Here is a 22,490-nt window from a genome sequence, read left to right as displayed (position 1 = left end):
CATCAGGCCGTCTGGGCAACCACCTTGGCACGCCGCTGGGTCAGCGAAACCAGCAGGATGAACAGGGTTACGCCAGCAGTCATCAGGGTTTCGTAGCGGTAGGCATCGCTGAACAGCATGTAGCCCAGCACCATGACGATGGTGCCGATCACCAGCCAGGTCAGCCACGGGAACAGCCACATCTTGAGCTCCAGCGGCCGCCCTTCGCGCTCGGCACGGGCACGCATGCGCAGTTGCGACACGGCAATCACCAGGTACACCAGCAAGGCAATGGCACCGGTGGTGGACAGCAGGAAGCCGAACACCTTGCCCGGGAACACATAGTTGACGAAGCAACCGGCAAAGCCTGCCAGGGTAGAGAAGATCACCGCCACGGTCGGTACGCCGGAGCCGGAGATGCGCTTGGTAACGCTCAGAGCCTGACCACGGGCACCCAGCGAATAGAGCATGCGCGACGCGGTATACAGCCCCGAGTTCATACAACTGGTCACCGCTACCAGCACCACCAGGTCAACCAGCAGTTTGGCACCCGGCACGTTCAGCACCTCCAGTACGCGCTGGAACGAACCGACCGCCTTCAGTTCAGGGTCATTCCAGGCCACCAGCGACACCACCAGGAAAATTGACGCCAGATAGAAGATGGCGATGCGGTACACCACCAGGTTGGTGGCACGGCGGATCTTGTCTTTCGGGTTGGCGGTTTCGTCAGCGGCAATGGTGACGATTTCGGCACCGAAGAACGAGAAAATGGTGATCAGTACACCACCCAGCACGGTCCCGAAGCCGTTGGGCATGAAGCCGCCGTTGTCCCACAGTCGGCTGACCCCGGACACTTCGGCCAGCGGCCAGAAGCCGAGCACGGCCAAGGTGCAGACCACGATGAAGGCAATGATCGCCACCACCTTGACCAGGGCGAACCAGTACTCGAAGGCACCGAAGTTCTTCACGCTGATCAGGTTGGTACCCGACAGCACCAGCATGATCAGGAAGGCGAACAGCCACGATGGCACCCCAGGGAAGTAGGCATGCAGGATGTCCGCACCGGCAATGGCCTCGACCGGAATGATCAGCACCCAGAACCACCAGTACAGCCAACCGATGGTAAAGCCCGCCCATGGGCCGATGGCTTCGGAGGCATAGGTGGAGAACGAGCCGCTGTTGGGGTTGGCGATGGCCATTTCGCCCAGCATACGCATCACCAGCAAGACCAGCAGGCCGGTCATGGCGTAGGAGATCAGGATGGCCGGGCCGGCGGTGGCGATGGCGTTGGAGGAGCCGATGAACAGGCCGGCGCCGATGATGCCCGCAATGGAGATCATGGACACCTGACGGGAGGTCAGGCCGTGCTGCAGGGAACGCTGTTTCTTGTTGTCTTGCGAAGCCATGAAGAACCCTCGAATGGGTCGGCCGCAGCGAGGCGGCTGAAGGTCGGAGCAGAATTCTTTTAAATTTCTGATAGTCGTTGTTGTTGTTTTGCAGATGCCGGAAGCGGGTACTGACCTCCTCTTCGCATGACCGGTTGTAATCGTTGATCCAGGTCAGTATTAATCTATAGGCCGGGGTCAACAAACGACCTTTTCGAACCACATGATTCCTCTTTGGAATGAACTCCTTCCTTTTTTGCTCGGTATTTGCCCGTCATGTCCAAACGCCTGATGCCTTCGACCACCGCCCTTCAGTGCTTCGAAGCGGCCGCCCGCCACCTCAGCTTCACCCGCGCGGCGCAGGAACTGCACCTGACCCAGAGCGCCGTCAGCAAGCAGGTGGCGCAGCTTGAGGACATGCTCTCGCACTCGCTGTTCCAGCGCATTCGCCGCCGCCTGCACCTGACCCCGGCCGGCGCGCTGTACCTCACCGAAGTGAACAAGATCCTCACCCAGATCGATATCTCAAGCCGCTACATCCTCAGCTACGGCGATGAAACTGAAGTGCTGCGCATTGCCACTCAGCCCACCTTTGGCGCCCGCTGGCTGGTGCCCAAACTCAAGGGTTTCGGCGACCGCTACCCGCGCATTCACCTGGACGTGCGCAACGAACTGGAACCGTTCGACCTGGTGCAGGCCAAGGCTGATATCGCGTTTTTCTTCGGCCAGGGCACTTGGCCGGGGGCAACCTGCATCGAGCTGTTCAGCGAAGAAGTGGTGCCGGTGTGCAGCCCGCAGCTATTGGCCAACCACCCTTTCGACAGTGCCCAGGCGCTGACCGAGCACCGGCTGCTGCAGTGCGTGTCGCGGCCGGAGGCCTGGCACGAATGGTTTCTGGGGCTGGGGCTGCATAGCCAGAACAGCTACCACGGGCCGCGTTTCGACACGTTCTACCTGTGCATTCGCGCAGCGATTGCGGGCTGCGGTATCGCCCTGATTCCGCGCTACCTGGTGGCAGAGGAACTGAGCGAGGGCAAGCTGGTGGTGGCCTGGGATCACCCAGTGGCGAGCAATGGCCGGCACTTCATCGCCCATGCCGAGCATGCGGCCGAAGTGCCCAAGATCCGGGCTTTTGTACAATGGATCCGGGAGCGGGTGGCTGAGGGCGATTGATATTGACCACGCCGGCAAGATCACGAATCCACGGAATGACCGCAATCGAATAATTCGTTTGCGGAATAACCCCTCAACACGCTTGGATAATAAGAAACTCGAACAAGGTCCCGCGTGCCCATGAACCAGGAAAGTATCAGCCAATCCATTGCCATCGTTCACCCGATCACACTTTCCCATGGCCGTAATGCCGAAGTCTGGGACACCGACGGCAAACGTTACATCGACTTCGTCGGTGGTATCGGTGTGCTCAACCTGGGCCACTGCAACCCCGCCGTGGTCGAGGCGATCCAGACCCAGGCCACCCGCCTGACCCACTACGCCTTCAACGCCGCCCCGCACGGCCCATACCTGGCACTGATGGAACAACTGAGCGAGTTCGTGCCCGTCAGCTACCCATTGGCCGGCATGCTCACCAACAGCGGCGCGGAAGCGGCAGAAAACGCCCTGAAAGTGGCCCGTGGTGCCACCGGCAAGCGGGCCATCATCGCCTTCGACGGCGGCTTCCATGGCCGCACCCTGGCCACCCTGAACCTCAACGGCAAGGTCGCCCCGTACAAACAGCGGGTCGGTGAACTGCCTGGGCCGGTGTACCACCTGCCCTACCCCAGCGCCGACACCGGCGTGACCTGCGAGCAGGCGCTCAAGGCCATGGACCGCCTGTTCAGCGTCGAGCTGGCTGTGGAAGACGTGGCAGCGTTCATTTTCGAGCCGGTGCAGGGAGAAGGCGGTTTCCTCGCCCTTGACCCCGCCTTCGCCCAGGCCCTGCGTCGCTTCTGCGACGAGCGCGGCATCCTGATAATCATCGACGAAATCCAGTCGGGCTTCGGCCGCACCGGCCAACGCTTCGCCTTCCCACGCCTTGGCATCGAGCCCGACCTGTTGCTGCTGGCCAAGAGCATTGCCGGCGGTATGCCGCTGGGTGCGGTGGTCGGGCGCAAGGAATTGATGGCAGCCCTGCCCAAGGGCGGCCTGGGCGGCACCTATTCGGGCAACCCGATTGCCTGTGCGGCGGCGCTGGCCAGCCTGGCACAGATGACCGACGAGAACATCGCCACCTGGGGTGAACGCCAGGAGCAGGCCATCGTCAGCCGCCACCAGCGCTGGCAGGCCTCGGGCCTGAGCCCGTTCATCGGCCGCCTGACCGGCGTGGGCGCCATGCGTGGCATCGAATTCGTCAATGCCGATGGCAGCCCGGCGCCGGCACAACTGGCCAAGGTGATGGACGCAGCGCGGGCCAAGGGCTTGTTGCTGATGCCCAGCGGTAAGTCACGGCACATCATCCGCCTGTTGGCACCACTGACCATCGAGGCCGAGGTGCTCGAAGAAGGCCTGGATATCCTCGAGCAGTGCCTGGCCGAGCTGAACTGAGGCTTACAGCCCCAGTTCTTGCGGGGTGAGCATGTCGGACTCGAAGGCAATCCAGCCGCCTTCGAGTTCGGCATGGCCGTTGACGATCGGGCCGTAGTAGGTCAGGCCGTTCTCCAGGGTCACGCAAATGTGCGTGGCCGATTTCTCGGGGGCTGCGAGCGTACCGACGAAATGCACCTTCTTCAGGGTTTCGGTCACCGCCTCCAGGCCAACGCGCATGTTGGGGTTTTCCGATGCCTCGGTATCTCCACCACGGTCTTCGGCGCTGATGGTCACGGTGGCGATGTACGGGTACTTGGTGCTCAAGCGGGTTACCTCTGTGGGTGTGAAGGCGTATGGGCGCGTAGAGTACGGCAGGTGATCTCTATTGTCTCTACCGGCCTCTTCGCGGGCACGCCCGCTCCCACAGGGATCGCATGTTGCCCGGGGTGTGCACAGCACCTGTGGGAGCGGGCGAGCCCGCGAAGAGGCCGGGCCTGCAAAAGGTGATCTGAATGCCCCGATCTGTTAGGGTGCCCGCCGATGCACGCCACACCACACGAGGATCCCGAGTGAGCGCCGAAGAACCCCTGATCGCCGACCTGTTCGATGTCGACAAACGCCTGTCCCTCAAGCCCGTCGTGGACTTCAACAGCTACCTGCGCAATGCCTTCGGCGAAGGCCCGTGCCGCTGCCACCGTTGCGCCGAAGGTGGCGACGAGAGCACCTACAGCCACGCCCACAGCTTCACCTTCGACGGCCGTCAGTGGCACCGCCGCTTCGCCAGCACCTCGGGTAGCGATGTTGCCCAAGCGCTGAAAAAGGCCTGGCTGTCGTACACCAAAGCCGATCTCAACCTGGTCGGCGCGCTGGACCTGACCACCCTCAAGACCTTCACCGAAGCCGCCCTGCACCCGCGCCTGCTGGCCCTGCTGCCAGCCAGCGGCCTGGCCCGTGAAGTCGATGGCCAATGGATGCTGCAAGCCCAGGCCGACTGACGGCCCGGCGGCAGGGCAGGATTCCACCGGTCTGCTAACGTGGTGGAATCCGCCCATCCGCAGGTAGTCCGCCATGGCCCGCACAACGCCCATCGAGCTGTACCGCAATATCGGCATCGTCGCACACGTTGACGCCGGCAAGACCACGACTACCGAGCGGATCCTGTTCTACACCGGGGTCAACCACAAGATGGGCGAGGTGCACGATGGCGCCGCGACCATGGACTGGATGGCTCAGGAGCAAGAGCGCGGCATCACCATCACCTCGGCGGCGACCACGGCGTTCTGGCAAGGCTCGACCAAACAGTTCGCGCACAAGTACCGCTTCAACATCATCGACACCCCCGGCCACGTCGACTTCACCATCGAGGTGGAGCGCTCGTTGCGCGTGCTCGATGGCGCGGTGGTGGTGTTCAGCGGCGCTGACGGGGTGGAGCCACAGTCCGAGACGGTCTGGCGCCAGGCCAACAAATACCATGTGCCACGCCTGGCCTACATCAACAAGATGGACCGCCAGGGCGCCGACTTCCTGCGCGTGGTCAAGCAGATCGACCAGCGTCTGGGGCACCACCCGGTACCCATCCAGCTGGCCATCGGCAGCGAAGAAAACTTCGTCGGCCAGATCGACCTCGTGAAAATGAAGGCCATCTACTGGAACGATGCCGACCAGGGCACCAGCTACCGCGAAGAACCCATTCCCGCAGAACTGCAGGCGCTGGCCGACGAATGGCGTGCGCATATGATCGAGGCCGCCGCCGAGGCCAACGATGAGCTGACCATGAAGTTTCTCGAAGGCGAGGAATTGAGTGTCGACGAGATCAAGGCTGCGCTGCGCCAACGCACCATCGCCAACGAAATCGTACCGACCATCCTCGGCTCCTCGTTCAAGAACAAAGGCGTGCCGCTGATGCTCGACGCGGTCATCGACTACCTGCCCGCCCCGTCGGAAATCCCGGCGATCAAGGGCACCGACCCCGACGACGAAGAGAAGCACCTGGAGCGCCACGCCGACGACAAAGAGCCGTTCTCGGCCCTGGCATTCAAGATCGCCACCGACCCCTTCGTCGGCACCCTCACCTTCGCCCGGGTGTATTCCGGCGTGCTCAGCTCGGGCAACGCGGTACTCAACTCGGTCAAGGGCAAGAAGGAACGCATCGGCCGCATGGTGCAGATGCACGCCAACCAGCGCGCAGAGATCAAAGACGTGTGTGCCGGCGACATCGCCGCGCTGATCGGCATGAAGGACGTGACCACCGGCGACACCCTGTGCGACATGGACAAGCCAATCATCCTTGAGCGCATGGACTTCCCCGACCCGGTGATTTCCGTGGCCGTCGAGCCGAAGACCAAGGCCGACCAGGAAAAAATGGGCATCGCCCTGGGCAAGCTGGCCCAGGAAGACCCGTCATTCCGCGTACGCACCGACGAAGAAACCGGCCAGACCATCATCTCTGGCATGGGCGAGTTGCACCTGGACATCATCGTCGACCGCATGCGCCGCGAGTTCAATGTCGAGGCCAACATCGGCAAGCCGCAGGTGGCCTACCGCGAAAAAATCCGCAATACCTGCGAGATCGAGGGGCGTTTCGTCCGCCAGTCCGGCGGCCGTGGCCAGTATGGTCACTGCTGGATCCGCTTCGCCCCCGGCGACGAAGGCAAGGAAGGCCTGGAGTTCATCAACGAGATTGTCGGTGGCGTGGTACCACGCGAATACATTCCGGCGATCCAGAAAGGCATCGAGGAACAGATGAAGAACGGCGTGCTCGCCGGTTACCCGCTGATCAACCTCAAAGCCGCGGTGTTCGACGGCTCTTACCACGACGTCGACTCCAACGAAATGGCCTACAAGATCGCTGCGTCGATGGCCACCAAACAGCTATCGCAGAAAGGTGGCGCGGTGCTGCTGGAGCCGGTGATGAAGGTGGAGGTGGTGACGCCGGAGGAGTACCAGGGCGACATTCTGGGCGACCTGAGCCGGCGCCGCGGGATGATTCAGGACGGTGACGAAACGCCGGCAGGCAAGGTGATCCGTGCCGAGGTGCCGCTGGGCGAAATGTTCGGCTACGCCACCTCGATGCGCTCGATGACCCAGGGCCGGGCGAGCTTTTCGATGGAGTTCACCCGATATGCCGAGGCACCGGCCAGTATTGCCGATGCAATTGTGAAGAAGAACCGCGGCGAGTAAGCCGTTCTCCTGCACCGGCCTCATCGCGGCTAAAGCCGCTCCTACAGGGATCGCACACCCCTTGTAGGAGCGGCTTTAGCCGCGATGAGGCCAGCACAGGCAGCAACTATCTTCAGTGCTGTTCACCAGCCCGCTTCAACAGCTTCTTGCAGCGCTCCGACAAGTGCACCACGCGCAACTGCTTGCCCGCCTTGGCATACCGTTCACGCAGGGTCTTCAATGCCGCAATCGCCGAGTAATCGACAAAGCTCAGATGCTGGCAATCCAGCGTAACCTGAGCAGGGTCGCTGGCCGTATCGAACTGATTGAGGAACGAGGTGGTAGAGGCAAAGAACAGCGTGCCATGTACCTGATAATGCTTGCCGCCCTGCGCATCCTCATGGCAGTCCGCATACAACTCCCGCGCATGCTGCCAGGCAAAATTAAGGGCCGCGATGATGATGCCGAACAGCACCGCCATGGCCAGGTCGGTAAACACTGTCACGACAGTGACCGCAATGATCGCCAGCACATCGTTCACCGGTACTTTGTTAAGCACCCGCAGCGACGCCCAGGCAAACGTCTGCTGGGCCACCACGAACATCACCCCCACCAGTGCCGCCAGCGGAATGCGCTCGATCAGCGGTGACAGGAACAAGACGAACAGCAAGATCATTACCCCGGCCACCACCCCCGACAGCCGGCCACGGCCATTGGAGCTGAGGTTGATCACCGTCTGCCCGATCATCGCGCAGCCACCCATGCCGCCGCACAGGCCCGAGACCATGTTAGCCGCGCCCAACGCCACGCACTCGCGGTCCGGGAAACCTCGGCTCTCGGTGATTTCATCGGTCAGGTTGAGGGTAAGCAGGGTTTCCAGCAGGCCGACCATGGCCATCAGCACCGCGTAGGGGGCGATGATCTTCAGGGTTTCCAGGTTCCAGGGCACATCCGGCAGCGCCAGCCCTGGCAGGCCACCAGCGATGTGCGCCATGTCACCCAGGGTGCGGGTGGGCAGCCCCAGCAGGTACACCAGCAGGCCAACACCCAGGATCGCCACCAGCGCCGGTGGTACTGCGCGGGTCAGCTTCGGCAGCACGTAAACCACCGCCATGGTCAGCGCTACCAGGCCGATCATCAGATACAGCGGCGCACCACTGAGCCAGTGCTCACCGTCCTTGAAGTGCTCCAGCTGAGCCATGGCGATGACGATGGCCAAGCCGTTCACGAAGCCAAGCATCACCGGGTACGGCACCAGGCGCACCAGTTTGCCCAAGCGCAGCACGCCGAACAGGATCATCACCACACCGCCCAGCAACACCGTTGCCAGCAGGTACTGCACGCCGTGCTGCACCACCAGCGCGACGATCACCACGGCCATTGAGCCCGCGGCGCCGGAGATCATCCCGGGCCGACCGCCGAACAGCGCAGTCAGGGTACAGATGATGAATGCGCCATACAGGCCCATCAAAGGGTTGAGGTGAGCCACCAGGGCAAAGGCGATGCACTCGGGCACCAGGGCGAACGAGGTGGTGAGGCCGGCGAGCAGGTCGGCGCGTAGTCGGGCGGGTTTCATGAGATTCCTGTGTATGGCGAGCACTTGTCTGGAGCACTCCCACAGAGCCACAGGAGCGCCCGAGGCAGCTGTACGGCCTTTAGAACGGGCAAAAAATTGTAGCGGGAATGTTACGTAATTTGTCCGACAGCAGCCACAGCGTGATGTGCGCGAGCTGACCAACCAAGCCTGCATCGTGGAATTATCTGCAATTATCTGGCTGACTATAATTTATAGTTGCCTAGATAAAGCCAGTATAAAAGGCAGGTTTTAATGTGCACCCGGCACAAGCAGGATGCCTTGGCCATTCTGGCGATTCCCCCCGCGGAGATCATGGACATGCCGCTACGCCCCCTTTTCACCACCCTGCTGCTGGTTACCAGCCTCGTCGCCCAGGCCGCCACCGAGGTGGTGCCGCTGCAGCACCGCGCCAGCGCCGAACTGCTGCCTGCGGCGCAGGCATTCATCGGCAAGGACGGCACAGTCAGCGCCTTCGAGAACAAGCTGATCGTCAACGCCAGCCCCGAGCGCATCGACGACCTGCGCGCCCTGCTGCAACAACTGGACACCGCCCCCAAACGCCTGCTGATCAGCGTCGACAACAACGACAGCAACTTTCAGGACAACCGTGGCAATGCCCGTGTTATCCACTACGGTACCAGCAACCGCGACGGCGGCATGCAACAGATCCAGGCCAGCGAAGGCCAGCCGGCGCTGATCCAGGTTGGCCAGAGCATCCCGATCACCAGCACCAGCACCGACGGCTACGGGCGCCTGCAGAGCAACACCGAATACCGCAACGTGACCCAGGGTTTCTACGTTACGCCAAGCCTGAGCGGTGATACGGTTCGTCTGCAAATAAGCACCAATAATGACCGCATCAGCCATGAACGTGCAGATGTAGTGAAAGTGCAAAGTACCGACACGACCGTCACCGGCAAGCTCGGCGAATGGATCACCCTGACAGGCTACAACCAGCAGAGCCAAGCCGACCGCAGCACGTCAAGCCGCAGTTACAGCACCCAGCGGGGTGAAAACATGACTTTACGTGTCAAAGTCGACCTTCTCGACTGATCCCAGGCAATTCAAGGCCTCGACCAAAGGCCTTGAAACTGACTGCCAAGTCGCATTAGACCAAAGATGTAGTAAGTGAAAAATTCCACTACAAAACATTTGACATGCCCTTTTTCCCAAGGGCATGATGGCCTCGCTCCCGCTAATCAGGGGCCCTGGCAAGGGCCTTCGAGGCGTACTCCTCCCACCCCTGGAGGCGCCTCGTGTCTATACGGCCCACAAGGCGGTTCGACGGGATTGCGACTGCAACGAAGAAGTTGTCCCGAGGGACGGAAGCGCATCACCGCAGTACTGGCAATCGCGTAGCACCGCAGCAAGGCAACCACGAGCCGACCTGCCGGAGCACACCTTCGCCTGGCCTGCCCACCCTTCCCCCTTCGAGCCTTCGCGTTCGCCGCCGCACTCTCTAGAACAGGACAGCCGCCAGGCACCCTGATCTGCACCCGGGCATCAGCACAATTAACCCAAGATCGATGCGACGAGGCTTATTTCCATGGCACTGACACGCGAACAGCAAATTGCAGCCCTCGAGAAAGACTGGGCCGAGAACCCGCGCTGGAAAGGCGTGACCCGTACCTACTCCGCCGCCGATGTCGTTCGCCTGCGTGGCTCCATCCAGCCGGAGCACACCTTTGCTCGCCAAGGCGCAGAAAAACTGTGGAAGCTGGTCACCGAAGGTGCCCACCCGTCCTTCCGCCCAGAAAAAGATTTCGTGAACTGCATGGGCGCCCTCACCGGCGGCCAGGCAGTGCAACAGGTAAAAGCCGGCATCCAGGCCATCTACCTGTCCGGCTGGCAAGTAGCCGCCGACAACAACTCGGCCGAGTCCATGTACCCTGACCAGTCGCTGTACCCGGTCGATTCGGTACCGACCGTGGTCAAGCGCATCAACAACGCCTTCCGCCGCGCCGACCAGATCCAGTGGAAAGCCGGCAAGAACCCGGGCGACGATGGCTACATCGACTACTTCGCGCCCATCGTGGCTGACGCCGAAGCCGGTTTCGGCGGCGTACTGAACGCCTATGAACTGATGAAGAACATGATCGAAGCAGGCGCCGCTGGCGTGCACTTCGAAGACCAGCTGGCCTCGGTCAAAAAATGTGGCCACATGGGTGGCAAGGTACTGGTACCGACCCAGGAAGCCGTACAGAAGCTGGTGGCCGCGCGCTTGGCAGCCGACGTGTCGGGCGTTCCGACCATCATCCTGGCCCGCACCGACGCCAACGCCGCCGACCTGCTGACCAGCGACTGCGACCCGTACGACCAGCCGTTCGTGATCGGCGAGCGTACCCGTGAAGGCTTCTACAAGGTACGCGCCGGCCTCGACCAGGCCATCGCCCGCGGCCTGGCCTATGCGCCGTACGCCGACCTGATCTGGTGCGAAACCGCCAAGCCAGACCTGGACGAAGCCCGCCGCTTCGCCGAAGCGATCAAGAAGGAGTACCCGGACCAGATCCTGTCGTACAACTGCTCGCCGTCCTTCAACTGGAAGAAGAACCTGGACGACGCCACCATTGCCAAGTTCCAGCGCGAGCTGTCGGCCATGGGCTACAAGCACCAGTTCATCACCCTGGCCGGCATTCACAACATGTGGCACGGCATGTTCAACCTGGCGCACGACTACGCCCGCAACGACATGACCGCCTACGTGAAGCTGCAAGAGCAGGAATTCGCGGACGCCAGCAAAGGCTATACCTTCGTGGCGCACCAGCAGGAAGTGGGCACTGGCTACTTCGACGACATGACGACCGTGATTCAGGGTGGCGCATCGTCGGTGACTGCACTGACCGGTTCGACCGAGGAAGAGCAATTCCACTGATAGTGGGTTGCTGACAGAGGCCCGGGGCTTGCGAAAGCCCCGGGCCTTTTTTTGCCTGTACGGGCCCTTCGCGGATAAATCCGCTCCTACAGAGCCTGTGCGCACCTGTAGGAGCGGATTTATCCGCGAAGGGCCCGCACAGACAAACGCAAATCTCACGATCAGGTCTATGCTTGAGGCAGCACAGTAGCAAGGACCGCCCATGCCTCGTCCAAGCCACCTGATCATTCTCGCCCTGGCCGCCGCTGCTCTCTATATATATGCACTGGCCAGCGACAACACCGTGCTTGCCCTGCTGGCCAAGCCCATCCCGGTGCTGGCCCTGATCGCCTGGTTGCGCAGCGCCCCCGCTTCAGCCTATCGCACGTGGATCTCGATCGGCCTGGCCTTCTCGGTACTCGGCGACATCCTGCTCGCTATCCCCGCCGACCTCTTCGTGTTCGGCCTGGCCGCCTTCCTCTGCGCCCACCTCGCCTACCTGCGTGCGTATTGCAGCCATACCCTGCGCCCAGCCCTGCCCGCACTGCTGCTTAGCGCCGTCACCGGCCTCACCTTGCTCAGCGTTCTGGCCAGTCACGGCCTTGGCCCGCTACTGGTCCCGGTCGCGCTCTACGCCTTGGCCATCAGCGCCATGCTCTGGCGCGCCCTGGCCTGCGGCGGGCTGGCCGCACTCGGCGCCGGCCTGTTCGTGCTCTCCGACAGCCTGATCGGCATTGACCGCTTTGTCAGCCCGTTCGCTGCCGCGCCCTACCTGATCATCCTTACCTACTGGCTCGGCCAGTGGGCGATCGCTTCATCAGTCGGTCATGGCTCAATCGATAAAGTATTGACCCAGAGCGGTGCGCGCAGCGCCGGAAGCTGCTAGAACAAGAGCCCTTCGCATTTGCAAGTAGGGGGAATCGCCAGATGAACTTTACAAGGCGCAGAACAGCCAAATTAGAAGGCATCAGGTCAAATGATATTAATTATCATTCCGAAACTTGTAATTCGTTACCAGTCGCAAGAAACATAATTAACAAAACAGCACGCAATGCCCGAATCTCAAGGCTTTCAGCCAGTTACGAGCGTGTTTTGTTCTTAATCCTACGAATAAATTTGCGACAGAAATTTTACTTGCACCGGGTTTACCCATAAAATCAGCGCGATTGATTCAGCTGCGACATTTGGTCACTGCACCTGCGACACCACGTCGCCGCTTTACTTATTTCAGACTGCAGAGCTGGGTCTCTGTATAAGGATCTCTAGCATGTCCGATTCGGCAGGACTCATCGCCCACAACTGGGGCTTTGCCATCTTCCTCCTGGGTGTCGTCGGCCTGTGTGCCTTCATGCTCGGCCTGTCCAGCCTGCTCGGTAGCAAGGCCTGGGGCCGCGCCAAGAACGAACCCTTCGAATCCGGCATGCTGCCCGTCGGCAGCGCCCGCCTGCGCCTGTCCGCCAAATTCTATCTGGTCGCGATGCTGTTCGTGATCTTCGATATTGAAGCCCTCTTTCTCTTTGCATGGTCTGTGTCCGTCCGCGAAAGCGGCTGGACCGGGTTCGTCGAAGCTCTCGTTTTCATAGCAATTCTGTTGGCAGGTCTTGTCTACCTATGGCGCGTCGGTGCTCTTGATTGGGCTCCCGAAGGTCGCCGCAAGCGGCAAGCGAAGCTGAAACAATGAGGCTTTGGCAATGCAATACAATCTCACCAGAATCGATCCGGATGCGCCTAACGAGCAGTACCCGGTAGGTGAACGGGAAACCGTCACCGACCAACTGCTAGAGGACCAGGTCCACAAGAACATCTTCATGGGCAAGCTTGAAGATGTGCTGCGTGGTGCGGTCAACTGGGGTCGCAAGAACTCCCTCTGGCCGTACAACTTCGGCCTGTCCTGCTGCTACGTGGAAATGACCACGGCCTTTACGGCACCCCACGACATCGCCCGCTTCGGCGCCGAAGTCATCCGGGCCTCGCCGCGTCAGGCCGACTTCATGGTCATCGCCGGTACCTGCTTCGTCAAAATGGCGCCGATCATCCAGCGCCTGTACGAGCAGATGCTCGAGCCCAAGTGGGTCATCTCCATGGGGTCGTGCGCCAACTCCGGTGGCATGTACGACATTTACTCGGTCGTTCAGGGGGTCGACAAGTTCCTCCCCGTGGACGTCTATGTGCCTGGCTGCCCGCCACGCCCTGAGGCTTTCCTGCAAGGCTTGATGCTGTTGCAGGAGTCGATCGGCCAAGAACGACGCCCGCTTTCCTGGGTTGTTGGTGATCAAGGTATTTACCGTGCCGAGATGCCAGCCCAGAAAGACCTGCGTCGTGAGCAGCGCATTGCAGTAACCAACCTGCGCAGCCCCGACGAAGTCTGATCCAGCGACCTGCCGCCCGCTCCCGAAGGAGCCGGCGGCCTGGCTTCATTCTTAACGTTGACCCAAAGCGACCGAGACCATGACAGCGGACAACGCTATTTTCATTCCGCCTTACAAGGCTGACGACCAGGATGTGGTCGTCGAACTGAACAACCGTTTTGGCGCCGAAGCATTTGTCGCCCAGGAAACCCGCACCGGCATGCCCGTGCTGTGGGTCAAGCGCGCCCAGCTCAAAGAGGTGCTCAGCTTCCTGCGTGGCGTGGCCAAGCCGTACAGCATGCTGTACGACCTGCACGGCGTCGACGAACGCCTGCGCACCCAGCGCCGTGGCCTGCCAGCAGCCGACTTCAGCGTGTTCTACCACCTGCTGTCGGTCGAGCGTAACAGCGACGTGATGATCAAGGTGTCGCTCAGCGAAGGCGACCTGAACCTGCCGACCGTGACCGGTATCTGGCCAAACGCCAACTGGTACGAGCGTGAAGTCTGGGACATGTTCGGCATCGACTTTGCCGGCCACCCGCACCTGAGCCGCATCATGATGCCGCCCACCTGGGAAGGCCACCCGCTGCGCAAGGACTACCCGGCCCGTGCCACCGAGTTCGACCCCTACAGCCTGACCCTCGCCAAGCAGCAGCTTGAAGAGGAATCGGCGCGCTTCAACCCGGAAGCCTGGGGCATGAAGCGTCAGGGCGCCAACGAGGACTACATGTTCCTCAACCTCGGCCCCAACCACCCTTCGGCGCACGGTGCCTTCCGTATCGTCCTGCAGCTGGACGGTGAAGAGATCGTCGACTGCGTACCGGACATCGGCTACCACCACCGTGGTGCCGAAAAAATGGCCGAGCGCCAGTCCTGGCACAGCTTCATCCCCTACACCGACCGTATCGACTACCTCGGCGGGGTGATGAACAACCTGCCGTACGTGCTCGCCGTAGAGAAGCTGGCCGGTATCAAGGTGCCGCAGAAAGTCGACGTGATTCGCATCATGCTCGCCGAGTTCTTCCGCATCACCAGCCACCTGCTGTTCCTGGGTACCTACATCCAGGACGTGGGCGCCATGACCCCGGTGTTCTTCACCTTCACCGACCGCCAGCGCGCCTACACCGTGATCGAAGCGATCACCGGCTTCCGCCTGCACCCGGCCTGGTACCGCATCGGTGGCGTCGCCCACGACCTGCCGCGCGGCTGGGACAAGCTGGTCAAGGACTTCGTCGAATGGCTGCCCAAGCGCCTCGACGAATACACCAAGGCTGCCCTGCAGAACAGCATCCTCAAGGGCCGTACCATTGGCGTTGCCGCGTACAACACCAAGGAAGCCCTGGAGTGGGGTACCACCGGTGCCGGCCTGCGTTCCACCGGTTGCGACTTCGACCTGCGTAAAGCCCGCCCTTACTCCGGCTACGAGAACTTCGAGTTCGAAGTACCGCTGGCCCACAACGGCGATGCCTACGATCGCTGCATGGTCCGTGTCGAGGAGATGCGCCAGAGTATCCGCATCATCGACCAGTGCCTGCGCAACATGCCGGAAGGCCCGTACAAGGCGGATCACCCGCTGACCACGCCGCCGCCGAAAGAGCGCACCCTGCAGCACATCGAAACCCTCATCACGCACTTCCTGCAAGTCTCGTGGGGCCCGGTCATGCCGGCCAACGAGTCGTTCCAGATGATCGAGGCGACCAAGGGCATCAACAGTTACTACCTGACGAGCGATGGCGGCACCATGAGCTACCGCACCCGGATTCGTACGCCGAGCTACCCGCACCTGCAGCAGATCCCTTCGGTGATCAAAGGCAGCATGGTCGCCGACCTCATTGCGTACCTGGGCAGTATCGACTTCGTTATGGCTGACGTGGACCGCTAAGCATGAACAGCACGCTTATCCAGACAGACCGTTTCGCCCTGAGCGAAACCGAGCGCTCGGCCATCGAGCACGAAATGCATCACTACGAGGACCCGCGCGCGGCGTCCATCGAAGCCCTGAAGATCGTCCAGAAGGAACGTGGCTGGGTGCCGGACGGCGCCATCCACGCCATCGGCGAAGTGCTGGGCATCCCTGCCAGCGACGTCGAGGGTGTCGCCACCTTCTACAGCCAGATCTTCCGTCAGCCGGTCGGCCGCCACATCATCCGCGTGTGCGACAGCATGGTCTGCTACATCGGCGGCCATGAATCGGTCGTCAGCCAGATCCAGAGCGAGCTGGGCATCGGCCTTGGCCAGACCACCGCCGACGGCCGCTTCACCCTGCTGCCGGTGTGCTGCCTGGGCAACTGCGACAAGGCCCCGGCGCTGATGATCGACGACGACACCTTTGGCGACGTACAGCCTGCTGGCGTCTCCAAACTGCTGGAGGGTTACGTATGACCATTACTTCCTTCGGCCCGGCCAACCGCATTGCGCGTACCGCCGAAACCCACCCGCTGACCTGGCGCCTGCGTGACGACGGCGAGCCGGTATGGCTGGCCGAGTACGAGTCCAAGAACGGCTACGCTGCGGCGCGCAAGGCGCTGGCGCAGATGTCGGCTGACGACATCGTGCAAAGCGTCAAGGACTCCGGCCTCAAGGGCCGTGGTGGTGCAGGCTTCCCCACTGGCGTGAAGTGGGGCCTGATGCCCAAAGACGAATCCATGAACATCCGCTACCTGCTGTGCAACGCGGACGAAATGGAGCCGAACACCTGGAAGGACCGCATGCTGATGGAGCAACAGCCCCATCTGCTGGTCGAGGGCATGCTGATCAGCGCCCGCGCCCTGAAGGCCTACCGTGGCTACATCTTCCTGCGTGGCGAATACACCACCGCAGCGAAAAACCTCAACCGCGCCATCGATGAAGCCAAGGCCGCAGGCCTGCTGGGCAAGAACATCCTGGGCAGCGGCTTCGACTTCGAGCTGTTCGTGCACACCGGTGCCGGCCGCTACATCTGCGGCGAAGAAACCGCGCTGATCAACTCGCTGGAAGGCCGCCGCGCCAACCCGCGCTCCAAGCCGCCCTTCCCTGCCGCCGTGGGCGTGTGGGGCAAGCCGACTTGTGTGAACAACGTCGAAACCCTGTGCAACGTGCCGGCCATCGTCGCCAACGGCAACGACTGGTACAAGTCGCTGGCCCGTGAAGGCAGCGAAGACCACGGCACCAAGCTGATGGGCTTCTCCGGCAAGGTGAAAAACCCGGGCCTGTGGGAACTGCCGTTCGGCGTCACCGCCCGCGAGCTGTTCGAAGACTACGCCGGCGGCATGCGTGACGGCTTCAAGCTCAAGTGCTGGCAGCCAGGCGGCGCCGGTACTGGCTTCCTGCTGCCCGAGCACCTCGATGCGCAGATGTACGCCGGCGGCATCGCCAAGGTCGGCACCCGTATGGGTACCGGCCTGGCCATGGCGGTGGACGACAGCATCAACATGGTGTCGCTGCTGCGCAACATGGAAGAGTTCTTCGCCCGCGAATCGTGCGGCTGGTGCACCCCCTGCCGTGACGGCCTGCCGTGGAGCGTGAAGATGCTGCGCGCACTGGAGAAAGGCCAGGGCCGCGCCGAAGACATCGAGACGCTGCTGGGGCTGGTCAACTTCCTCGGCCCAGGCCGCACCTTCTGTGCTCACGCACCCGGTGCCGTCGAGCCGCTGGGCAGTGCCATCAAGTACTTCCGCTCGGAGTTCGAGGCCGGTGTGGCGCCTGAAAGCGCTGGCACCCTGCGCCCGAACCTGGCGAAGCCGATCGTGGTCGGCGCATAACAAGACGATTAAGGCGGGTGGTCCGTGCCACTCGCCAGCTTGCCGACAGGCCCGAGTCCATCGAGGCGTGCCGCAAGCTCACCGATTTCCATTAGCCACGCCCGCTCACGCGGGCCAACGAAGAACTTTGAACAATGGCCACTATCCACGTAGACGGCAAAGCGCTCGAAGTCAACGGTGCAGACAACCTGTTACAGGCGTGTCTGTCACTCGGCCTCGACATCCCTTATTTCTGCTGGCACCCGGCGCTTGGTAGCGTTGGCGCCTGCCGGCAGTGCGCGGTCAAGCAGTACACCGACGAGAACGACACCCGTGGTCGTATCGTAATGTCCTGCATGACCCCTGCCTCCGACGGCACCTGGATCTCCATCGACGATGACGAGTCCAAGGCGTTTCGCGCCAGCGTCGTCGAATGGCTGATGACCAACCACCCGCACGACTGCCCGGTGTGCGAGGAAGGCGGTCACTGCCACCTGCAGGACATGACGGTAATGACCGGCCACAACGAGCGCCGCTACCGTTTCACCAAGCGTACTCACCAGAACCAGGACCTCGGCCCGTTCATCGCCCATGAGATGAACCGCTGCATCGCCTGCTACCGCTGCGTGCGCTACTACAAAGACTACGCCGGTGGTACCGACCTGGGCGTATACGGCGCCCACGACAACGTGTACTTCGGCCGCGTCGAAGACGGCGTGCTGGAAAGCGAGTTCTCCGGCAACCTGACCGAGGTCTGCCCGACCGGCGTGTTCACCGACAAGACCCACTCCGAGCGCTACAACCGCAAGTGGGACATGCAGTTCGCCCCGAGCATCTGCCACGGCTGCTCCAGCGGCTGCAACATCAGCCCGGGTGAGCGCTACGGCGAACTGCGCCGTATCGAGAACCGCTTCAACGGTTCGGTCAACCAGTACTTCCTGTGCGACCGTGGCCGCTTCGGCTATGGCTACGTCAACCGCAAGGACCGCCCACGCCAGCCACATCTGGCCGATGGCACCAAGTTGGGCCTGGACGCCGCCCTGGACAAGGCCGCCGACCTGCTGCGCGGGCGCACCATCGTCGGTATCGGCTCGCCACGCGCCAGCCTGGAAAGCAACTACGGCCTGCGTGAACTGGTCGGCGCCGACTACTTCTACGCCGGTATGGAAGCAGGCGAACTGGCCCGTGTGCGCCTGGCCCTGAACGTGCTGAACAACAGCCCGCTGCCAGTGCCGACCCTGCGCGACATCGAAGACCACGACGCTGTGTTCGTGCTCGGCGAAGACCTGACCCAGACCGCTGCCCGCGTTGCCCTGGCCGTGCGCCAGGCCACCAAAGGCAAGGCCGAGGCCATGGCCGAAGCCATGAAGGTGCAGCCGTGGCTCGACGCCGCCGTGAAGAACATTGGCCAGCACGCGCTGTACCCGCTGTTCATCGCCTCCCTGGCTGAAACCAAGCTGGACGACGTTGCCGAAGAGTGCGTACACGCAGCCCCGGCCGACCTGGCCCGCATCGGTTTCGCCGTGGCCCACGCCATCGACCCTAGCGCACCTGCCGTTGCCGGCCTGGACGACGAAGCCAAGGCCCTGGCCCAGCGCATCGCCGACGCCCTGGTCGCTGCCAAGCGCCCACTGGTGGTCGCCGGCACTTCCCTGGCCGACCCGGCGCTGATCGAAGCGGCCGCCAACATCGCCAAGGCCCTGAAGCTGCGCGAGAAGAACGGCTCGCTGAGCCTGGTGGTGCCTGAAGCCAACAGCATCGGCCTGGCCATGCTCGGTGGCGAGTCCGTCGATGCTGCGCTGGACGCGGTCATCAGTGGCAAGGCCGACGCCATTGTCGTGCTGGAAAACGACCTGTACGCCCGCGTACCGGCCGCCAAGGTCGATGCAGCCCTGGCTGCGGCCAAGGTGGTGATCGTTGCCGACCACTCGAAAACCCCGACGGTCGACCGCGCCCACCTGGTGCTGCCGGCTGCCTCGTTCGCCGAAGGCGACGGCACCCTGGTCAGCCAGGAGGGCCGTGCCCAGCGCTTCTTCCAGGTGTTCGACCCGCAATACCTGGACAGCAGCATCCAGATCCACGAAGGCTGGCGCTGGATGCACGCCCTGCGTGCCACCCTGCTGAACAAGCCGGTCGACTGGACCCAGCTGGACCACGTCACCAGCGCCTGCGCCGAAGCCGCCCCGCAACTGGCCGGCATCGTCAACGCCGCCCCAAGCGCCGCGTTCCGCATCAAGGGCATGAAGCTGGCCCGTGAGCCGCTGCGCTACTCTGGCCGCACCGCCATGCGCGCCAACATCAGCGTGCACGAACCGCGCACCCCGCAAGACAAGGACACCGCGTTCGCCTTCTCCATGGAAGGCTACTCGGGCTCCGCCGAACCGCGCCAGCAGGTGCCGTTCGCCTGGTCGCCGGGCTGGAACTCGCCACAAGCCTGGAACAAGTTTCAGGATGAGGTCGGTGGCCACCTGCGTGCCGGTGACCCGGGCGTGCGCCTGATCGAGTCGCAAGGCGACCGCCTGAACTGGTTCAACGCCATTCCGGGTGCCTTCAACCCGGCCCGTGGCACCTGGACCGCCGTGCCGTTCTTCCACCTGTTCGGCAGCGAAGAAAGCTCCTCGCGCGCCGCCCCGGTACAAGAACGCATCCCGGCTGCCTACGTGGCCCTGGCCAAGTCCGAAGCCGACCGCCTGGGCGTCAACGACGGTGCCCTGCTGAGCCTGAACGTGGCCGGTGTGGCCCTGCGCCTGCCGCTGCGCATCAATGAAGAGCTGGGCGCAGGCCTGGTCGCGTTGCCGAAAGGCCTGGCCGGCATTCCGCCTGCCATCTTCGGTGCATCCGTCGAAGGTCTGCAGGAGGCAGCACAATGAGCTGGTTCACCCCCGAAGTAATCGACGTGATCCTCACCGTGCTGCGGGCCATCGTGGTCCTGCTGGCGGTGGTGGTCTGCGGCGCGCTGCTCAGCTTCGTCGAGCGCCGCCTGCTGGGCTGGTGGCAGGACCGTTACGGCCCGAACCGCGTAGGCCCGTTCGGCATGTTCCAGATCGCAGCCGACATGCTGAAGATGTTCTTCAAGGAAGACTGGAACCCACCGTTCGTCGACCGCGTCATCTTCACCCTGGCACCGGTCGTGGCCATGAGCGCCCTGCTCATTGCCTTCGTGGTCATCCCGATCACCCCGACCTGGGGCGTTGCTGACCTGAACATCGGCCTGCTGTTCTTCTTCGCCATGGCCGGCCTGTCGGTCTACGCGGTGCTGTTCGCCGGCTGGTCGTCGAACAACAAGTACGCCCTGCTGGGCAGCTTGCGTGCTTCGGCACAGACCGTGTCGTACGAAGTGTTCCTGGGCCTGGCGCTGATGGGCGTGGTGGTGCAGGTGGGCTCGTTCAACATGCGCGACATCGTTGAATACCAGGCCCAGAACCTGTGGTTCATCATTCCGCAGTTCTTCGGCTTCTGCACCTTCTTCATCGCTGGCGTCGCCGTGACCCACCGTCACCCGTTCGACCAGCCAGAAGCAGAACAGGAACTGGCCGACGGCTACCACATCGAGTATGCCGGCATGAAATGGGGCATGTTCTTCGTCGGTGAGTACATCGGCATCATCCTCATCTCGGCGCTGCTGGTAACCCTGTTCTTCGGCGGCTGGCACGGCCCGTTCGGCATCCTGCCGCAACTGTCGTTCCTGTGGTTCGCGCTGAAGACCGCGTTCTTCATCATGCTGTTCATCCTGCTGCGCGCCTCGATCCCGCGCCCACGCTATGACCAAGTGATGGACTTCAGCTGGAAGTTCTGCCTGCCGCTGACCCTGATCAATTTGCTGGTGACCGCTGCGATCGTGCTCTACAACACGCCAGCCGTCGCGGCCCAGTGAGGATTTGACCCATGTTCAAGTATATCGGCGACATCGTTAAGGGCACCGGCACACAGCTGCGCAGCCTGGCCATGGTGTTCTCCCACGGGTTCCGCAAGCGCGACACCCTGCAATACCCCGAAGAACCCGTGTACCTGCCGCCGCGCTACCGCGGCCGCATCGTCCTCACCCGCGACCCCGATGGCGAGGAGCGCTGCGTAGCGTGCAACCTCTGCGCGGTGGCCTGCCCGGTTGGCTGCATCTCGCTGCAGAAAGCCGAGACCGAGGACGGCCGTTGGTACCCGGAATTCTTCCGCATCAACTTCTCGCGTTGCATTTTCTGCGGCCTGTGTGAAGAAGCGTGCCCGACCACCGCGATCCAGCTGACGCCGGATTTCGAAATGGCCGAGTTCAAGCGTCAGGACCTGGTGTACGAGAAAGAAGATCTGCTGATCTCCGGCCCCGGCAAGAACCCTGACTACAACTTCTACCGTGTTGCGGGTATGGCCATCGCTGGCAAGCCGAAAGGCTCTGCGCAGAACGAAGCCGAGCCGATCAACGTGAAGAGCTTGCTCCCATAAGGACAGAAAGATGGAATTCGCTTTCTACTTCGCATCCGGGATCGCCGTGGTCTCCACCCTTCGGGTGGTGACCGGTACCAACCCCGTGCACGCCTTGCTTTACCTGATCATTTCGCTGATTTCCGTGGCCATGATCTTCTTCTCCCTGGGTGCGCCGTTCGCCGGCGCCCTGGAAGTGATCGCCTACGCCGGCGCCATCATGGTGCTGTTCGTGTTCGTGGTGATGATGCTCAACCTGGGGCCGGCTTCGGTCGCCCAGGAACGGGGCTGGCTCAAGCCCGGCATCTGGGTCGGGCCAGTGATCCTCGGCGCCCTGCTGCTGGCAGAACTGCTGTACGTGCTGTTCGTCACCCCGAGCGGTGCTGGCATCAGCGGTACCACCGTGGGCCCGAAAGCAGTGGGTATCAGCCTGTTCGGCCCTTACCTGCTGGTGGTCGAACTGGCGTCGATGCTGCTGCTGGCTGCAGCCGTCACCGCCTTCCACCTGGGCCGCAACGAGGCGAAGGAGTAAAT

Annotated in this window: 19 protein-coding genes; 16 read left to right on the top strand and 3 right to left on the bottom strand. The window is 62.5% G+C overall.

Going from position 1 to position 22,490, the window contains the following annotated elements; genetic code table 11:
• Positions 1-2: 2 nt before the first annotated feature.
• Positions 3-1,385: an amino acid permease gene (locus A0O30_RS11500; protein ID WP_105946552.1), complete on the bottom strand. Its 1,383-nt coding sequence runs from the start codon at positions 1,383-1,385 to the stop codon at positions 3-5.
• 255 nt (positions 1,386-1,640) lie between these two features.
• On the opposite strand from A0O30_RS11500, the gene gcvA reads away from it, so the two are divergent.
• Both gcvA and A0O30_RS11490 read left to right on the top strand, forming a co-directional pair.
• A complete protein-coding gene (gcvA, locus tag A0O30_RS11495) occupies positions 1,641-2,537 on the top strand; it encodes a transcriptional regulator GcvA (RefSeq protein ID WP_105946551.1) in 897 nt (298 codons plus the stop codon).
• A gap of 120 nt (positions 2,538-2,657) precedes the next feature.
• The gene (locus A0O30_RS11490; protein WP_105946550.1) at positions 2,658-3,908 is read left to right on the top strand and encodes an aspartate aminotransferase family protein; all 1,251 of its coding nucleotides are present in this window, start codon (positions 2,658-2,660) and stop codon (positions 3,906-3,908) included.
• Positions 3,909-3,911: 3 nt separating this feature from the next.
• On the opposite strand, the gene A0O30_RS11485 is transcribed toward A0O30_RS11490, so the two are convergent.
• A complete protein-coding gene (locus A0O30_RS11485; RefSeq protein ID WP_105946549.1) occupies positions 3,912-4,214 on the bottom strand; it encodes a hypothetical protein in 303 nt (100 codons plus the stop codon).
• 245 nt (positions 4,215-4,459) lie between these two features.
• Here A0O30_RS11485 and A0O30_RS11480 point away from each other — a divergent pair, with 245 nt between their 5' ends.
• A complete protein-coding gene (locus A0O30_RS11480; RefSeq protein ID WP_105946548.1) occupies positions 4,460-4,885 on the top strand; it encodes a hypothetical protein in 426 nt (141 codons plus the stop codon).
• 73 nt (positions 4,886-4,958) lie between these two features.
• On the top strand, positions 4,959-7,070 hold the full coding sequence (fusA, locus tag A0O30_RS11475) for an elongation factor G (RefSeq protein ID WP_105946547.1): 2,112 nt from the start codon (positions 4,959-4,961) through the stop codon (positions 7,068-7,070).
• A 112-nt stretch (positions 7,071-7,182) separates the two neighbouring features.
• On the opposite strand, the gene A0O30_RS11470 is transcribed toward fusA, so the two are convergent.
• Positions 7,183-8,625: a SulP family inorganic anion transporter gene (locus A0O30_RS11470; protein WP_105946546.1), complete on the bottom strand. Its 1,443-nt coding sequence runs from the start codon at positions 8,623-8,625 to the stop codon at positions 7,183-7,185.
• A 318-nt stretch (positions 8,626-8,943) separates the two neighbouring features.
• On the opposite strand from A0O30_RS11470, the gene A0O30_RS11465 reads away from it, so the two are divergent.
• The 12 genes from A0O30_RS11465 to nuoJ all read left to right on the top strand — a co-directional run bounded on the left by A0O30_RS11465 (position 8,944) and on the right by nuoJ (position 22,488).
• Positions 8,944-9,678 (top strand): secretin N-terminal domain-containing protein, encoded by a 735-nt coding sequence (locus tag A0O30_RS11465; RefSeq protein WP_105946787.1) that lies wholly within the window; start codon positions 8,944-8,946, stop codon positions 9,676-9,678.
• 493 nt (positions 9,679-10,171) lie between these two features.
• Positions 10,172-11,497 carry an isocitrate lyase gene (gene aceA, locus A0O30_RS11460; RefSeq protein WP_016711593.1) on the top strand — a complete coding sequence of 442 codons (1,326 nt, stop codon included), beginning with the start codon at positions 10,172-10,174 and terminating at the stop codon, positions 11,495-11,497.
• 202 nt (positions 11,498-11,699) lie between these two features.
• Complete coding sequence (locus tag A0O30_RS11455) at positions 11,700-12,362, top strand: lysoplasmalogenase (protein WP_105946545.1); 663 nt, start codon at positions 11,700-11,702, stop codon at positions 12,360-12,362.
• 381 nt (positions 12,363-12,743) lie between these two features.
• Positions 12,744-13,157, top strand: coding sequence for an NADH-quinone oxidoreductase subunit A (locus A0O30_RS11450; RefSeq protein ID WP_003251427.1), 414 nt, complete (start codon positions 12,744-12,746; stop codon positions 13,155-13,157).
• 10 nt (positions 13,158-13,167) lie between these two features.
• Positions 13,168-13,845 carry an NADH-quinone oxidoreductase subunit B family protein gene (locus A0O30_RS11445; protein ID WP_003251429.1) on the top strand — a complete coding sequence of 226 codons (678 nt, stop codon included), beginning with the start codon at positions 13,168-13,170 and terminating at the stop codon, positions 13,843-13,845.
• 79 nt (positions 13,846-13,924) lie between these two features.
• Entirely contained in the window at positions 13,925-15,706 is a 1,782-nt protein-coding gene (gene nuoC / locus A0O30_RS11440) for an NADH-quinone oxidoreductase subunit C/D (protein WP_012273293.1), read from the top strand.
• A gap of 2 nt (positions 15,707-15,708) precedes the next feature.
• Positions 15,709-16,206, top strand: a complete 498-nt coding sequence (gene nuoE / locus A0O30_RS11435; RefSeq protein WP_003251433.1) for an NADH-quinone oxidoreductase subunit NuoE — start codon at positions 15,709-15,711, stop codon at positions 16,204-16,206.
• On the top strand, positions 16,203-17,564 hold the full coding sequence (nuoF, locus tag A0O30_RS11430) for an NADH-quinone oxidoreductase subunit NuoF (protein WP_105946544.1): 1,362 nt from the start codon (positions 16,203-16,205) through the stop codon (positions 17,562-17,564). The genes nuoE and nuoF overlap by 4 nt, the downstream gene beginning before the upstream one ends.
• A 134-nt stretch (positions 17,565-17,698) precedes the next feature.
• On the top strand, positions 17,699-20,413 hold the full coding sequence (gene nuoG, locus A0O30_RS11425) for an NADH-quinone oxidoreductase subunit NuoG (RefSeq protein WP_105946543.1): 2,715 nt from the start codon (positions 17,699-17,701) through the stop codon (positions 20,411-20,413).
• On the top strand, positions 20,410-21,417 hold the full coding sequence (nuoH, locus tag A0O30_RS11420) for an NADH-quinone oxidoreductase subunit NuoH (RefSeq protein ID WP_003251440.1): 1,008 nt from the start codon (positions 20,410-20,412) through the stop codon (positions 21,415-21,417). The genes nuoG and nuoH overlap by 4 nt, the downstream gene beginning before the upstream one ends.
• Positions 21,418-21,428: 11 nt before the next feature.
• Positions 21,429-21,977, top strand: coding sequence for an NADH-quinone oxidoreductase subunit NuoI (gene nuoI, locus A0O30_RS11415; protein ID WP_003251442.1), 549 nt, complete (start codon positions 21,429-21,431; stop codon positions 21,975-21,977).
• A 10-nt stretch (positions 21,978-21,987) separates the two neighbouring features.
• The gene (gene nuoJ, locus A0O30_RS11410; RefSeq protein ID WP_016711598.1) at positions 21,988-22,488 is read left to right on the top strand and encodes an NADH-quinone oxidoreductase subunit J; all 501 of its coding nucleotides are present in this window, start codon (positions 21,988-21,990) and stop codon (positions 22,486-22,488) included.
• Positions 22,489-22,490 lie beyond the last annotated feature (2 nt).

Origin of the sequence: Pseudomonas sp. LLC-1, assembly GCF_002992185.1 — a bacterium.
GTDB lineage: Bacteria > Pseudomonadota > Gammaproteobacteria > Pseudomonadales > Pseudomonadaceae > Aquipseudomonas > Aquipseudomonas monteilii.
The sequence above is the reverse complement of the archived record's forward strand: the minus strand, read 5'-3'. Positions and strand labels throughout refer to the sequence as shown.

Bases quoted from the DNA above. Each gene is read 5' to 3' on its own strand.
- nuoH (WP_003251440.1), top strand. From the start codon at position 20,410: ATGAGCTGGTTCACCCCCGAAGTAATCGACGTGATCCTCACCGTGCTG.
- A0O30_RS11500 (WP_105946552.1), bottom strand. From the start codon at position 1,385: ATGGCTTCGCAAGACAACAAGAAACAGCGTTCCCTGCAGCACGGCCTG.
- A0O30_RS11455 (WP_105946545.1), top strand. From the start codon at position 11,700: ATGCCTCGTCCAAGCCACCTGATCATTCTCGCCCTGGCCGCCGCTGCT.
- A0O30_RS11470 (WP_105946546.1), bottom strand. From the start codon at position 8,625: ATGAAACCCGCCCGACTACGCGCCGACCTGCTCGCCGGCCTCACCACC.
- A0O30_RS11465 (WP_105946787.1), top strand. From the start codon at position 8,944: ATGCCGCTACGCCCCCTTTTCACCACCCTGCTGCTGGTTACCAGCCTC.
- A0O30_RS11450 (WP_003251427.1), top strand. From the start codon at position 12,744: ATGTCCGATTCGGCAGGACTCATCGCCCACAACTGGGGCTTTGCCATC.
- nuoJ (WP_016711598.1), top strand. From the start codon at position 21,988: ATGGAATTCGCTTTCTACTTCGCATCCGGGATCGCCGTGGTCTCCACC.
- A0O30_RS11490 (WP_105946550.1), top strand. From the start codon at position 2,658: ATGAACCAGGAAAGTATCAGCCAATCCATTGCCATCGTTCACCCGATC.
- nuoC (WP_012273293.1), top strand. From the start codon at position 13,925: ATGACAGCGGACAACGCTATTTTCATTCCGCCTTACAAGGCTGACGAC.
- fusA (WP_105946547.1), top strand. From the start codon at position 4,959: ATGGCCCGCACAACGCCCATCGAGCTGTACCGCAATATCGGCATCGTC.
- aceA (WP_016711593.1), top strand. From the start codon at position 10,172: ATGGCACTGACACGCGAACAGCAAATTGCAGCCCTCGAGAAAGACTGG.
- nuoE (WP_003251433.1), top strand. From the start codon at position 15,709: ATGAACAGCACGCTTATCCAGACAGACCGTTTCGCCCTGAGCGAAACC.
- nuoF (WP_105946544.1), top strand. From the start codon at position 16,203: ATGACCATTACTTCCTTCGGCCCGGCCAACCGCATTGCGCGTACCGCC.
- nuoG (WP_105946543.1), top strand. From the start codon at position 17,699: ATGGCCACTATCCACGTAGACGGCAAAGCGCTCGAAGTCAACGGTGCA.
- gcvA (WP_105946551.1), top strand. From the start codon at position 1,641: ATGTCCAAACGCCTGATGCCTTCGACCACCGCCCTTCAGTGCTTCGAA.
- A0O30_RS11445 (WP_003251429.1), top strand. From the start codon at position 13,168: ATGCAATACAATCTCACCAGAATCGATCCGGATGCGCCTAACGAGCAG.
- nuoI (WP_003251442.1), top strand. From the start codon at position 21,429: ATGTTCAAGTATATCGGCGACATCGTTAAGGGCACCGGCACACAGCTG.